12 protein-coding genes are annotated in these 14935 nt (G+C 42.8%); 2 read left to right on the forward strand and 10 right to left on the reverse strand.

Features of this window, described 5'->3' with window-relative positions:
• Nucleotides 1-103: 103 nt before the first annotated feature.
• On the forward strand, nt 104-619 hold the full coding sequence (locus J3P43_RS15095; RefSeq protein ID WP_255903883.1) for a hypothetical protein: 516 nt from the start codon (nt 104-106) through the stop codon (nt 617-619).
• Nucleotides 620-770: 151 nt separating this feature from the next.
• Here J3P43_RS15095 and J3P43_RS15100 read toward each other — a convergent pair whose 3' ends face one another.
• The 7 genes from J3P43_RS15100 to J3P43_RS15130 all read right to left on the reverse strand — a co-directional run bounded on the left by J3P43_RS15100 (nt 771) and on the right by J3P43_RS15130 (nt 9425).
• On the reverse strand, nt 771-1091 hold the full coding sequence (locus J3P43_RS15100; protein ID WP_255903885.1) for a TolB-like translocation protein: 321 nt from the start codon (nt 1089-1091) through the stop codon (nt 771-773).
• Between the two features lie 261 nt (nt 1092-1352).
• Nucleotides 1353-2096, reverse strand: coding sequence for a TolB-like translocation protein (locus tag J3P43_RS15105; protein WP_255903887.1), 744 nt, complete (start codon nt 2094-2096; stop codon nt 1353-1355).
• 237 nt (nt 2097-2333) lie between these two features.
• Entirely contained in the window at nt 2334-5153 is a 2820-nt protein-coding gene (locus J3P43_RS15110) for a glycoside hydrolase family 2 protein (RefSeq protein WP_255903889.1), read from the reverse strand.
• Between the two features lie 33 nt (nt 5154-5186).
• On the reverse strand, nt 5187-6482 hold the full coding sequence (locus tag J3P43_RS15115) for a rhamnogalacturonan acetylesterase (protein ID WP_255903891.1): 1296 nt from the start codon (nt 6480-6482) through the stop codon (nt 5187-5189).
• 702 nt (nt 6483-7184) lie between these two features.
• On the reverse strand, nt 7185-7415 hold the full coding sequence (locus J3P43_RS15120) for a response regulator (protein WP_255903893.1): 231 nt from the start codon (nt 7413-7415) through the stop codon (nt 7185-7187).
• Between the two features lie 517 nt (nt 7416-7932).
• On the reverse strand, nt 7933-8781 hold the full coding sequence (locus J3P43_RS15125) for a TIM-barrel domain-containing protein (protein ID WP_255903895.1): 849 nt from the start codon (nt 8779-8781) through the stop codon (nt 7933-7935).
• Between the two features lie 41 nt (nt 8782-8822).
• Nucleotides 8823-9425 (reverse strand): alpha-glucosidase domain-containing protein, encoded by a 603-nt coding sequence (locus J3P43_RS15130; RefSeq protein WP_255903897.1) that lies wholly within the window; start codon nt 9423-9425, stop codon nt 8823-8825.
• A gap of 701 nt (nt 9426-10126) precedes the next feature.
• Between J3P43_RS15130 and J3P43_RS19715 the strand changes: the two genes are divergently transcribed.
• A complete protein-coding gene (locus J3P43_RS19715) occupies nt 10127-10381 on the forward strand; it encodes a PDDEXK nuclease domain-containing protein (protein ID WP_369414802.1) in 255 nt (84 codons plus the stop codon).
• Here J3P43_RS19715 and pelA read toward each other — a convergent pair.
• The 3 genes from pelA to J3P43_RS15145 all read right to left on the reverse strand — a co-directional run bounded on the left by pelA (nt 10341) and on the right by J3P43_RS15145 (nt 14931).
• Entirely contained in the window at nt 10341-11405 is a 1065-nt protein-coding gene (gene pelA / locus J3P43_RS15135; RefSeq protein ID WP_255903899.1) for a pectate lyase, read from the reverse strand. The two genes, J3P43_RS19715 and pelA, sit on opposite strands and share 41 nt — an antisense overlap.
• Before the next feature lie 150 nt (nt 11406-11555).
• Nucleotides 11556-13139 carry a DUF5123 domain-containing protein gene (locus J3P43_RS15140; protein WP_255903901.1) on the reverse strand — a complete coding sequence of 528 codons (1584 nt, stop codon included), beginning with the start codon at nt 13137-13139 and terminating at the stop codon, nt 11556-11558.
• Between the two features lie 16 nt (nt 13140-13155).
• A complete protein-coding gene (locus J3P43_RS15145) occupies nt 13156-14931 on the reverse strand; it encodes a RagB/SusD family nutrient uptake outer membrane protein (RefSeq protein ID WP_255903903.1) in 1776 nt (591 codons plus the stop codon).
• Between the last annotated feature and the right edge of the window lie 4 nt (nt 14932-14935).

Raw genomic sequence — 14935 nt, forward strand, 5'->3', positions numbered from 1 at the left:
ATAGCTCAAGAAAAGAACATAATTAAGCAGCAAGCCACTATAGTCGCGAAAGCCACTAAGGCGCAAGATTATGCTACGGTTATAAATTATATATATTTAAGGTATGAAACACTCAATATACTTTCTTCTCTTTCTGATTGCACCTTTTGTCTCTATAGCTCAAGAAAAGAACATAATTAAGCAGCAAGCCACTATAGTCGCGAAAGCCACTAAGGCGCAAGATTATGCTACGGTTATAAAATACACCCATCCGTCTCTTATTAAAATGGTAGGTGGCAACGATGCCATGATGAAATTGTTAACTACCACCATGAAGACTGTGGCTGAACAAGGTATCACCATAGATTCTGTTAGTCTTGGACAGCCGGGAGACATTTTCAAAGCGGGCAATGAGCTTCATTGTTTACTTCCACAAGACGTGATTATGAGGTTCGGAGCTGACAAGAAAATTGTAGCAAAGGGATATCTTATAGCTATTAGTAAGGACGATGGTATAAATTGGAGTTTTTTAAACTTAACAGAAGAGCTAAATAACCAGACGATTACAACGCTATTACCTAATTTTAATCAAAACCTAAAGCTTCCAACAGATAGCAAGATGGAGGTGTTAGACAATTAGTATACTAAACTTTTAAGTTACTCGAAGAACTAAAGTCTTAAACAGAGTTGGTTGTTTCTGCCTCTGTTCTTGTCCAAGGATCGGGGCAAGTGCTAGCCCTCTAATTTTTTGTAGTTCTTAACGTATTTAACTTAACGGCTTTTTTATGGAATTATGGAATCCTCTTCAACCAGGCTTCGGGCACCGGAACAATACAGATATTCATCGACCGGTTATCCGCAGATAGCATAGCCGACTGAATTTGTATCTTCTTTCCATCGGGACTAAATGTCGGATGAACGTGATCAGCAGCGGTTTGCTTATGTCCGGTAGTTAGCAACAACCTTTCAGATGTGTGCCTGTCAATAAGGTGGAGCGAACGGCTAAAGTCATCGCCTGTGGCCCATCTTCCATCCGGGGAAGCATGTACGTGCCAAAAGCTATCACCCGGAGCTTGTCCTACCATTTCCACTTCACGGGTTCTGAGATTCACTATTGCAAGGCCGGTAGGCTTCTCTTTGGTTCCGCTATTTCCCCAATCCAGAGGTTTGAGGGTATCAGCAGCATTGCTGATTCTTCTGTGTCCTAAAATAGCTATGGTAACTTCGTCTTTTCCTGTTACAGCTTCGTGCGTTACCCACTCATAACTTGCCTCAGGATAAAGAGGACGAAGGCCCGAACCATCTGCCTTGGCGTACCAGGTGCGTTGTGGAGCTTTACCACCGGTCTCCCAGCAAAATACTACCTCTCCGGGCTACCATGGATTTCCTTGAATGTGCCCTACCTGGAAGGGAACTGAAACTACATGTCTGGTTTCGCCGGTTTTCACATTGTAACGGCCTACGCCTGTTGGGCCTGCACCCATATTCCGCGGACCAAAATTGGAGGCGATCTTAGTCCCTGGAGCCAGGTATTTAGCGGCTTCTTCTCTGTTTTGTATTCTGAAATACACCCATTCTTCATCACCGTCAAGAGCCATATCTCCACCGGCCGAAAATTTAGGGTCGGGGCTTCCGCAATTGCGCTGGTAGACCTCAGCCTTTTTTAGCTTCCCGGCTTCACTATCAGCAAAAAGCTTGGCCAGATCCACCTCGATGATATCTACATTTTTCGTTCCCGCTGGCGCCTTAACCGAATTGCGCATAAAATAAAGCTTCATCGACTTCTGTGCTAAACAAAGCATTCCGCTGTAGCCGCCCTCAGTGACTTGTACTATCGTACCGGTTTCTTCATTAACCGCCATTGCCTCGCCTTTTACACGACCCGAGCGGAAAACTACCCATTTGCCATCCGAGGTCCATTGCGGATGCGTTGGATATGCTTTCGAATCTCCATTAGGTGTACTTGTAAGGAAAGTAAGCATTGTACCCGTAACCGGGTCCTTCACCACTTTTCGTTCTGACGGAAATCTTCTACCGATTTGAGAAAAACTGGAGAACGGCAACACTAGCAAAATGCAAAACGCGGCACTAAAAAAGATGAGTCGGTTTTTTTTCATGATTTAAATTGGTTAAAACGGGGATCTAACTTGTAAAAGCGATATTTAAATCAAAATACGCACATTTTAAACTCCTGTGAAAGAAGCGGCTGTATCATTTTTGTTGTTATTACAGATACCCTCATCCCTTTCTAAAACAGGATTCTCTTTTTTATCTCTTATGCAACATCGCGCGGCGAAAGACATTGATCAGAAGATAATTATTACAGAATAACTGTGCAACTTACCTGCCGTATGTTATTCTCTTACAGAGGGCGACCCAAAGTAAAAATACAGCCTGCGTTTAGCGGAACCGTTTAACTGATTCAAATCGCTCTGAGGCCCCAGTTCTCTTACAGCCGAAGGACTTACGCCCATTTTCGAACCTACTGCCGGAATACCATCCAGAAAAGAAATGTCGCCCGCTGGAAGTTCGGGATGGGGACTGTTCCCGTTGATTGCATAGAAATCGAACAGGCGCACAAACAGGTCATTATCCGGAGAAGCGATTGTGAACTTACCTTCCATGGTACTCAGTTCCATCCATACGATATCTGAAAAATAGCCTTTGAATTCCGGATAGACCCAGGGCGCAGTGCCGGTATGGGTGTTATTGTTCCTGCTTTGATAAACATCATAGCTAACGCCTTGCATACGGTTCTTCCATACCCGGAAGGGCCCCTTACCTAACCATTTCGCTCCCATTACCAAGCCTTCTGGGTAATTGAAAGAGATTCCGCTAAAGGGATATTTTCCGTTCAGATTGTACTCATAAGACATCTCGAGCCAGCCAGTTGGATGCATCTTCCATCTTACATACTTAAGGTCTCCGGTATAGCTGGCTTCAGCCACATGGGCATCTCCCTCTTTAAAGTGCTTCATGCCTGCAAAAGCCGCTGAACCACTTACCAGTAGCGGACCATTACCGAAAGATATTTTCGAGCTATTATCGTTACCAAGGCCCACCAGCTTACCGGTCTTCTTGCTCAAACTAACTGATATTCCGTTCGCCTTTAGGGTGATTACGCTATCAGCCTCCGTCATCGAAACCACTTTCGGACCTTCGGATTTTAACAGCCCTTCAAGTAATACAGTATTCGGTTTTGCTTTCCAAACCCAGCGATAGAGTTCCTTCCCATCCGGGTCGTAGGCCCTTAAAGCCAAAGCATCGTAAATTTTCCAGTTCGCCGGAAGGCGCAACTTCAAAATGCCCTTTGCTACCGGAGCTACATTGGGGCCGGCCACGGAGCCTTCTCCAACCACGGTATGACCAGCTTCATCGTCTTCCCTGCTGTTAAAATCAATCAGCTCCCATGTAAACTTACACTGGTTCAGGTTGCTGAAATGAAAACGGTTTTCCACCGGGATCTCGCCCATGAAGTTTTCCGGTAACTCTTTTAGCATTATCCTAACCGGCGAATAAATCTCGCGTATAGCGTTAAAGCTGCCTTCTTTTTCGCGATGCGGACCAACAATACCGTCCGCGGCGTTAAGGCCGTTCAGGTCAATCATATTATTCAAATCGGTACGAATGATGCCTTCGTCGGCAAAATCCCAGATAAAACCTCCTACACCTTTTTTAGAGTTCCAATGCAGCTCCCACATATCGGCCAAACCTGCAGCTCCGCCACCGTCATGCATGGCATGAAGAAATTCTGTGGGCATGTAAAGGTTTGTATCTGCTACTAACTTTTCCGAACTATAGTATCCCTCATAATGATTTCCGTCTATGCCGTTAATAGCATTGCCCGGTCTATGGTGGGCATGCATTACCGTGCGCCTAGATAGATCATATTTGGCGTAATCATCCACCAGCTCCTTGTTATGTCCGCCCTCATTACCATTGCTCCAAAGAACAATGGAAGGGTGATTGGCATCGCGCTTCACCATTTCCTTTACGAGGGGCCTGCCGGCTTTAGTATTGTACGCTTTTTGCCAGCCGGCGAGTTCATCGATCACGTAAAGTCCCAGCGAATCGCAAACTCGCAGGAAGTTCTTATCCGGCGGATAGTGCGAGCAGCGTACGGCATTCATATTCATCTCCTTCATCAACTTCACGTCAATCAGGTCGGCATCGGGATAAGTGGCACGCCCGTACTCCGGCCAGAACACGTGCCGGTTTACCCCTTTCATCTTAATTTTGGTTCCATTCAGGTAGATGCCGTCTTGCTTTCTTAATTCGATGGTGCGGAACCCGAACTTATCCGAGGTTTCGTACACGGTACCGCCCTGATTCTTTAAAGCTACCTTGACGCTGTACAGGCTTGGTGTTTCTGCCGTCCAAAGTGATGGTTTTTTAACCGTAGCCTGGAGATAAACAAGCGAATCGCTCCCTGATGTTTTTGCGCTTGCGGTAGCTACCACCGAGCCTCTCGAATCAATGATTTGCGCAGTAACTTCACGGCCGGCCACGGCTTTGTTCAGATGCACATTCATGCCGAAAGAACCATCGGCTTTCGCATCAATTGATGTCCATTCAATATTTTCTATCGGCAAAGCTTCCAGATAAACCGGTCGAAAAATCCCTCCGAAGATCCAGTAGTCTGCCAGGCGCTCGGCATTGTTCACCGATTGATCTGCCGACATCTTGCTCACCGTAACTTCCAGCAGGTTTTGCTTCCCATAATTTAGCTTATCGGCAATATTGTATTTGAAGCGATAAAATGCGCCCTGATGCACCGGCCCGGCCAACTTTCCGTTTATCTTCACTTCGGTATCCGTCATCGAACCCTCGAACACAATATTCACCTCCTTACCTGCCCAGTGTGCAGGTACCTCAAACTGATATTTGTAAAGGCCCTTCTCATCGTGATAACGGAAGTTCTTCCCGAAGGTGACGTTATCACGACCGTAATTATAGTTTCCAAATCCTTGCTGCTCCCAGTGAGAAGGGACCTGTATCGTGGTCCATGAACCACTTTTTCGCCCGGCGCTTACCTGAAAATCCCAGGTCTTTGTGTTCTTAACATCGGTTCCCGAGAGATACTGAATTTGCTTTGTTGCTGAGGACTGCGCCATAGCACTTGCCGACCCAAGCAGTGAAATACATATTGCTGTGATACTGGTTCTTAAGTTCATATTTTAAATAAATCTTTTTTTCAATCACAGTCTCTAGCTTCCCGGCGGTTTTCGGTCTGATGCTTGTGGGCTTAAGGGCCAATAAAGAGTATCGAAGGGATCTGGTCTGGCCGGATTGAAAGTCTTTTTAAACTCGGGCATCAAATGCTTTGACAATCCGGGTACAAATTGCTTAATGCCTTCGGCAATACATTTCGCAAGCTCCCAGGCACCATAAACACTTGCATGCGAAGCATCAACAAAACCTTTTCCTGAATTAACTGGCCCCCATGCCTCATATAATTTCATACTCATGATATTGAGATCGATTACCGGAACATTAGCTTCTTTGCCCGCACGCCGAACAGCTTCAGGATAGTCTCCCAAAGTATTAATAGGCTTTCCCTCCGGGTTAAAGCTACGCCGTCCCATAGAACTTACTAACACTGGATGAACTCCCCGTTTACGCGCTTCATTTACCCATTCAATCAGAGTTTCTTTATAGCTAGTGAAAGGATCAAGATGGTTAACTCCGGCTTTCTGATCATTATGGCCGAATTCTATAAATAAGTAATCGCCGGCCTTAGCAAGGCTCCAAATCTTTTCAAGACGCAATTCACGCTTAAAGGCAAGCAAAGTCTCTCCAGATTCAGCATAATTTGCAACAGACACTTTTTCGGGTCTGAAAAAAACCGGAATCATTTGCCCCCATGCGGCCCATGGTTCCCTGTCCTGATCTACAACTGTGGAATTTCCGGTTAGAAACACAGTTATCGCCTCATCATTTCGCTTAATTTCTATTCCGCAGACTTTAGGCTCGGTACCGTTAAACTCCAGAGTTAACTGGTTGTCCCAATGAAAAAAGTTCACTTCGCGAGGAGTAATTAACACCTTTTTATCACTGCCGCCAATGCCAAGAGTGTGCATATGCACGGTAAACTTCCGTTTATCAACCTTTTTAGCCTCAGAGGAGATATTTTGAAGCATAAAGCGTCTGCTCTCTGCCCTTACAGTTTGGGAAGAAGTTCCCTCTTTATCACCATAGGTAACAATGACATCATAATTACCGTCAGGAAGATTTACTGAGAAATAAAACGGTTTATCACTGGTGATGAAATCACTTTTCAAAGCGCCGCCTTTAATTCTGTCATAACCGGCCAACTTCGCACCAGGCCAAAAACCATAGCCTTGCTCAACCGAATATTCGGTCTCGGGTAATACTTGAGTGAAGCCCGCCTCCGTTTTACCCGGCCCAAAATCATATTTAAGAGGAACAGAAATATTTTGGCTTGATACATTCAAAGTGATACAACTGAGTGTAACCAACAGCAGGTTCTTTACGGATTTCATAATTAATAAGTAAACAGTTATGTTCGTAGCATTGTCTCCTCTGCAGAGGCTTTGTGACGGTTCAATTTCTGTCCGGCCAATATCCTCGTTAAGATCTTATGTTCAACTATTGAATGTACTATCAAATTAAGTTTTTAGCAAGACTGAGGTTATTATCTCACCTCATTGACCCGCCTCGGCATTATTGTATACCATGTTTATAAGGTCTAGGCTCGGGCCATTAATACAAATATCGTAAACGTTTACGTAAGAAAAAAACAGAATTATGGATATATAACCCGAGCAAAACTATTATAACCGCTAAATAAACTTAGCTGAGGCACTCATGAGCAAATGACAAAGCAATTACACGCATTCTTTTATGTAAACGTTTTCGATGATGATTATGCCCTCACAACTATAATCGCTGACACATAGTTTATTCGTAAAGGCTTATTAGATTCGACTTAGCATGCAGGACGCAATGTTCTCTTTTGAAAGTTTAGTATTGTAAAATATAATTTACAAAAGTCTTTTCAGAAATCTTTAGGCGAGCGGAAGACTTGGGCATATAGTTTCATCTAATATAATTGATAGTATTATAACGAATTCTAAACATTGACTCTATTCGATTTATACAAGGGTTGCATATAAAGAATAAAGAAAAACGTGCATTTATTCTTTACAACAGATGACATTAGTACAAGAGAATGAAAGCCTCTACTATAATCTGCTTACTTTAATCTTTCCGGCAGTAATCTTCAAAACATCAACATGAATCTCTAACTTGATCGGCTTGCTGATATATTCATTTATTCCAGCGTTAAGACAAGCTTCACGATCTTCGGGCATAGCATTGGCGGTCATTGCTATGATTTGGGGCTGATGTACTGAAGTAGCCCTGATAACGCGGGTGGCTTCTATTAGATCCATCTCGGGCATTAGCATATCCATACGAATGTTCATTCAGCATGCTTACGGCCTCCTCACCATTATTTGCCGCGCTCAAATATTTACCAGGGCATATTGCACCGATAATCGTTGAGCCATATGGATGTATTGGGGCATTGTGCTAGTCTCTAAGCGCTAACCAGCTGAGCTGACGCTAAAGTATTTAACATAAAAAAAGCCTCACATTTCTGTGAGGCATTTGCTCCCCTTACTGGGCGCTTCTCGAATCATTTTGTTGAAGATTTGAGGAGATTATCCCAACTATTCACTTAGCCCAGCATGACCAAATGTGAGACTAAACATAAAAAAAATGTTCTTTAATTGCGGGTCCTGCATCTATCTAATAGCTTACGATATAATCTTAATACAGATAACCTGCTAGTTCAAACGGTGCTGCTCGCAGCGGGAACCCTACTTATCAAAATGGTACTATTTTAACAGCTATTGGTACCCCACGACAGAGCCATAGGTCTAAATTTGTAAGATAAAATATTATCAAATCACTATGGATAAAAAAGCATTAATTCTGTTTATCCAGTTGCTTGTAATTCTCAATTCCCTCATAAAATTTGGCCCAAACCGATATCATAAACCGGGTATTGTACTTGTCATGCAGGGTAGATATCATCTCCTTGGCATCAGGGAAACGTTCCTCATCAAATGACTGGCTTCCCCATTCTGCTTCCTTCCAATAAGACCAGTCCAGCACAATATTATCTAAGGGAACTTGCTTTTCCCTGAACGTCTTCACAGTTTCCAGGATCTCATCTTGGGATTTGTATCGTTCCCGGCTTTGCCATAAACCCATAGCCCAACTGGGCATCATTGTCGCCTTTCCGGTAAGCCTACGATAGCCGCTGATCACTTCATCTGCATTCTTACCATAAACGAAGTAGTAATCTATGTTATCACCTGCTTCTGAGGCAAAAGCAAAATCATTCTTCAAATTAGAGGGAACAGGACTTAAAAAGTTAAGCGCGATATAACATTCGGTACCGTCTGGAATCCATTCAATTTTTATCTTGTACCTTTTACCCTGGATCAGATCCTGGTCAATTGTTGCTGTAGCAGGGTTCCAACCTTGCCTCCATCTGTCGGCAACTAAATTTTCATCTATCCAAACTTTCACATACCCTCCATATTTCAGTTTGAACTGATGAAGTCCGCTTTTTGCAGGCTCGAAGCTACCCTCCCAGATTACTTTACTTTTGTCCAGCTTTACTCCCTCGGGGAAGTTCTTCTGGTCATTCAAAAATGAATATTCAATCTTGCTTTCAGGCCGCTGAAAGAACACTTCATCCTGATTATCTCTATTTAGATAAGTAGCGGTCAACCAACCTCTTTCTCCCTCCCTGGAATATAACTTCAAGGCCGACAAAGGCTGATAAGACCTGATATCCCCGACCTTTGTTATAGAATAATGTCCCAAAGAATGCCATAGTTTCTGCTGCTGAGAACGAAGGGAACAGCCACCTCCGTGTTGTTCTGAGCAAGCAGCACCTGCCTGCCCTTGTAGTTCATTATTCCTTCCTGATGTTGTCCCAGACCGTAAAAGGCCTCGTTTTGCGAAGATTCGAATACCTGCGTAAGCTTATAAAAGGAATCTCCGTCATACGAGTCTGGTTCAAAAGTACGCCCTGTTTCTTTCTCGGCAAGAATTGTATTCCCTTTGTTTTCCAGGAATCTGACTCTACCTGTGCTTAAATCTACTATCGCATTAATTGCTCCGGTCTTCACAATAGCTTCATTACCGAAAACCGAAGCTGACCATTTGCCACTTCTTTTCAGCGTATCGATTACACTCAAACTAGCAGATTGACGGAAGTCCTTTTCAGGATCAGCTGTTACCCTTATTATCCTATCTGAAATCACCCGGAGGCGAACTGTCGCCCCTCCCTGTTTTGGATTTACAATTATTCCGTCGCTGATATTAACAACATTCTGGGCCTGAACCTGAACACCTCCGCAGAAGATCAGACAAAGTAAGAAACTGTAAATTATCTTTTTGTACATAATTGTTTAAATTTTAGTGTATGCATTAACGTCAGGAAGCGGCTTAGTTTTATTGGATAAGACAGGCCACTGAGTCTGCTAAACTAAGGCAATGGCCCCAAGCTAGGGAGTGTTAATGTTTATAGAAAGGAAATTTTTGTTAACCTGGTTAAACGGAGAAAGAAGAAGAGAGAAACGGACGAAACTAACGACTCCTTAGGATGAGAGGGCCTTTTTTATTGGATTACCAAAAGCTTTTAATTGAAGCTATGTAATGCTATCCTGAAGGGAATATTCAAACGATTGACATCGATTGCTGCGTTTCTAGCAATCGACCATATTCATTCCGGAGAACAAATTAATGCTGGTAATCGCTTTATCCATACCAGAATATTGCCAATTGCCAAGAGAGTGTCCACCTCACAATCATAAACCAATTGTAAAACCAAAGCCTTTTTATATTTCGGTCCGCCTAAAACATTAATCTATCCTTAAATATGTAACAACATCGCTAAACCCTAACAATCTCGAACTTTAACACAATTGATAACCCAGAGCACGCGCTGCTCACCATTAACTTAAAACATTGACCTACTTATTTCATGAACTGGATAAGTTATATAGCGCATTTAACTTCTCCACCAACTATCCGCAGGTACACGCCTGTTTAATTAAGAATTTCCGAAGCGAAACGGAAGGCGACTCATAACTTTCAGCAAACCTTGGCATCATCGCAGTCTGATTTAGCACAGAAAGCGTTAAGAGACCCTTATAATTTCGATTTCCTTACTTTTACCGATACATTTAACGAACGTGAACTAGAAGCCGGGTTAGTTGGACATATTGAAAAGTTTCTACTGGAATTAGGTAGCGGCTTTGCTTTTGTAGGGCGCCAATATCCTGATGCAATAGACATGCTTGTTATTCAATATTCTCCTAAATATTGTTTAGCCTCCTCCAGTTCGGAAATTCTTTAGTAATCAATTTCTCAGGCCATATACCATACCAGGAATACCCCACCCGCCGTTCATACTCAATTTCGGAGATCCGTTTTCTTAAGATTTCTGTCCTATCGCTAAAAATGGGTTCTTGAGTTTTCAAATCATAAAACCTGGCCCAAAATACGTTTGCAGGATCTTCGACCAGTATCAGGTCAAACCCCTTAGGCAAGTTAGTATCTTCAACCCTTTTTGTATTAAATCCAACGATCTTTACCTCATCAAACCATTTAACAGCAGCTATTATGGCTGTTTTTATTTCATCTGATGGATTTTTTATACGCATAAGGAAACGCGCTATCCCAACAGATTCCGAACTGGTTATAGAAACTGGTTCAAATGCACGAGCCTTTGCGGGCGTCAGTGTTTTTTCATCATATTGAGAACCCCATGCTGTCAGTTTACCTCCGACCGTAATTTGAGACTTAACTATACAGGTAAGTGCTTTAGATATAGCGGCGTTAGCCTTTTTTATGTAAGCATCTTCAAAAACGCTGTAATCGCCTTTGTTTTCCGCAATATCCTGCAGGATATTGAGAATATTCACCATCGCGTCGTCATTAAAGGTGACTTGAGCCCGATATAACCGCTTGTCAGGGTAATACTGAGGCCAGCCTCCGTTTTCATACTGTGCGGCGAAGATAAAATCTATACCTTTCTGGGCTGCCTGGAAATACTTTTCATTCCCCGTTAATTTAAATGCGCTGATCAGGTAACGAATTTCTCTACTCGTTGCTTTGTTATCAAAAGTGCCATCATTTTCATTAACCGTTGAACGGATCTGCTGAAGTTGCTCCCTGGATATTTTGTTCTCATAGATAATTTTCTTTTCGTTTATCGCCTTTGGCCAGCCACCACTTGAGCGCTGGTAAATTAGCATCCGCTCAGCGATGGAATCAATAGTCTGAGCTTTGGAGTCAGAAATAAAAATAAGAGATAAAAAAACTAAGAGAGCACCCGCTTTGGCTTTACATAGCCCACTAAAACTTTTGAAATAAATCATTATACTATTATTGTTTAATACTAAGTAACATAACAAGTAAGAGAAGCCTCAGGTAAACCAGGCCTCTCTTACTGCCAACTAACCAATTTAGAAGCAATTATATTTTGAGTGATTAACTATAAGGAACCGTTCTTAGGGGCAACTATTTATTTACAGTCGCCACCGTGGATCGCCTGCGGTAGATTTCCCTGCGAAGTTAGCATCCCTGATACGAAAATTTCCAGTTGCTGGGCTTGTAAACAGCGCAGTACTCGTATCTGCATAATCAATGATATTCGGAATAGGGCCGCCGGAAGTAATTATAAAGTCGTTTGTTTTATAATTATTAGCGGAAACCACGTTTGTACCTCCGTAACGAATACCTCTACCGGTGTTTAACGGCGACAGTGTTTTAGCCAGGATATTATTTTTAAAGCTAAATGTTCCTATGGTTTGAGCATTGTAGTCAATAAAGTATCGCCCATCTCCGACCACGTTGTAAAAAGTATTGTTCTCAATAACCACCGACGCTGACGGCGCTGCGTTATGCAAAATAAATCCATATCCAATTTTATGGAATGTGCTGTTTGTTATTGAAATATTATTGACCTTGCCGGTAGCTACGTTGCTATGAATAAATGCATAAGTTCCGTTGGCATTGTTGTCACCTGTGTCGAACACAGTACAGTTGTTGACTGTGAACTTGCCAATAGTAATAACGTTTGTGCTTTGTAGCCTCATCGGGGTATTTACAAAATTCCTAATGATACAATTTTCGAAAATAATTTCGTCCGTTGTTGAAGCCATGCTTTGATTGAAAATGTAATTGCGCTTAGTCAGTCCGGCATCATTCTGATATCCTGTAATATCCAGATTTTCAAATTTAATAGTCTTATTTGAGGCGGCCAAATTTATCCCGTTAAACGCAAGAATGGGTTTTATTGGACCGGGTTGTCCCCAGATCGTAATACCCACACCGGCAGGAAGGTTTATCAGATTATCTGTATTATACTTTGCTCCCTGTAATAAAACAAACATCTTACCGTCTGACGCAGTCGAAATCATAGTGGCAAGGTCGTCTGTAGTTCCCACTATAACCACATTCGGGCCTGTGGGAAGATCCTGATTGGTCTTGAAAGATTGTGAACCTCTCACTGCCGTGTTATTATGGATTACTGCAGAATAGTTTGTCTCCGGTGTCAGACCAGTAATAGCCTTTTCACCAGCTAACTTCTCGCTCGCTGATATATCATATCTGGTAGTACCAATCATAAAGTGTGTTACTTCATTAGGTACAGACCATTTTAGAGTTACACTATTTTTTGTAATGTCTGCCGAAGCTACAGGAAGCATAATTTGTTCGGCCTCTGTTGTAAAGATTGCAGTTACCCATTTAGAATCCTCTATACCTTCTTTAGCTCCTTTAACCCGAACAGAATGTTGAGTAGCGCCATTGAGACCAGAAATTGTGTAGGGAACCTGATCGAAAGTTATACCTGTAAATGTCTTTAAGGGCGAGCCGGAGAAATCGGTATTTTGAAAAAGCTCAACGGTATAAGAACTTGCGTTCGCCATTGCTTTCCACGTTAATTTCACTTCGGTTTTATTAACTACTTGCGCAGTAAGACCTGTAGGTGACAATACCTGATTTAATTCCAGAGTTGTTATTTCTTCAAGTACATCATCCTTACAACCAGAGAAGCTGAGAATGCCGGTCAGCAGAGCTGTACCGATTAGGAATGTTTTTATGTTCATAACCTGTGAGATTATATTATTTTAAATGATCATTATTTATAAGGCCGTTTGAATTGTCAACGAAATATTGCCAAATGGGCCAAATTTGACGGGAGTTGGGGTCCTTTACATAAAGAGCATTCCAATAGGTAATCGGGTCATTGCTGGCTGATAAAGTCCAGGTCTTATTTGACGGGTACCCCAAAGCAACCCCTTGAGCGTCGGTTTCACCAAAATTCAGACCGTAGATCTGAACGGTCTCACCGTCAGGAGCTGTTCTGTAGTAAATCCTAGCCGGTAAATTTGCGTATTTCCCTTCGCGCTTATCTAACTGTTCCAATTTTGTTTTAGCCTCGGCGAGTTTAACATTTAGTAAGTTCCAGCGAATCAGATCGGCTTTTCTTAACATTTCTCCGGTAAACTCAAGCGCACGCTCATTCACAATCGCATTGAAAAACGCAGTCGGTGAAGCAATTGCTTGCGCCATAAACGCAGTAACTTTTTCCGGATTGTTAGGGAATGCTCTCTCGCGAACCAGTTTCAAATGTGGAGCGGCCGCAGAAGGTCCGTCTAATTCGTTAATCGCTTCGGCAGCCATTAAAAGTACATCAGAATAGCGCATGTACATCCAGTTTAAACCATCGTCATTAGTAGAAGTTACTCTGCGCTTCATCCACTCATAGCGGTACTTACCAAAGTACAGGCGGGACAATACGGATGGCACCTGTACACCGTTTGTCCACTCATAAGGCACGATGGTTACATCGCGGCGCACGTCTCCCTGCTCATATTCGTATAGCATAATTGGATTTGGACCGTTTGCTCCACCACGGTTCTGACCGGTATATTTATCAATAGTAGTATGTCTAACACCAAGGTCAAAAATCACCCTTCCCCGACCTTCGCTAAAAGGAATTTCCCACATAGATTCCTGTCCAGCCAAAAGAGATTCCTCATTCAATCTCCTGAATGTAGTTTCGAAAGGCAATAACTTAAGAGTATTACTCTGAATTATCTCCAAGCATTCTTTTTTTGTGATCGCATACATCTTTTCTTTCGACAAGTCAGGGTCTGTACTCAAGCGGACGGTACCATCAAGTCTGAACCCGTAACCGCCGGCATACAGTGCAAGACGTGCGCGAAGGCCCTTTGCAAAGGCCTTATTGATATGCTCTACTGTAGATGTTACAGCGGTTTGATTCGGCCATGGCAATAAGGTAGCTGCTTCTTCCAGATCGGCTAAAAGCTGTTTGTAAATAACGTCTCTGTCGGCCCGTGGCAAATAAAGCGTTTCTCCGGTGATGGGTTCAAAACGTGCCGGCACATCGCCCCATCCTTTTATTAAATCATTATACAATACAGCCCGCAGGGTAAGAGCCTCGCCTAAGACCTGAGCCATTCTGGCATTGGTACTAACGTTGCCGTACTTTCTCAATCCCCGGATGGCTAAATTAGCCCGCTCAATACCTTCATAGAACTTTGCATAAGCATTGTTATCGGTATTCATATTAGTATTGTTAGCCGGGGTATTATAATTCGCCAGCTCTCCCCTTGCATCGGTAGCCGTTTTTAAACTATTGTTCACCTCAACATCGGTATTAATACCGTAATGTGCAATGTAGCGACCTCTGTAAGAATTCGTTTCACCAAACGACTGTAGAATTCCGGCGAGTGTTCCTTCCGCCAAATCAGGTGTTGAGAAGATAACGGACTCATCTAGGGCCGATTTAGACGGCGCTTCAAGGGCATCTTTACAGCTGCTTATCGCCACCAGTCCTGTAAGTACCAGTGCTATATTTAAAAATTTCTTCATTTCC

It is taken from the genome of Paradesertivirga mongoliensis, assembly GCF_024436395.1.
Classification (GTDB): Bacteria; Bacteroidota; Bacteroidia; order Sphingobacteriales; family Sphingobacteriaceae; genus Paradesertivirga; species Paradesertivirga mongoliensis.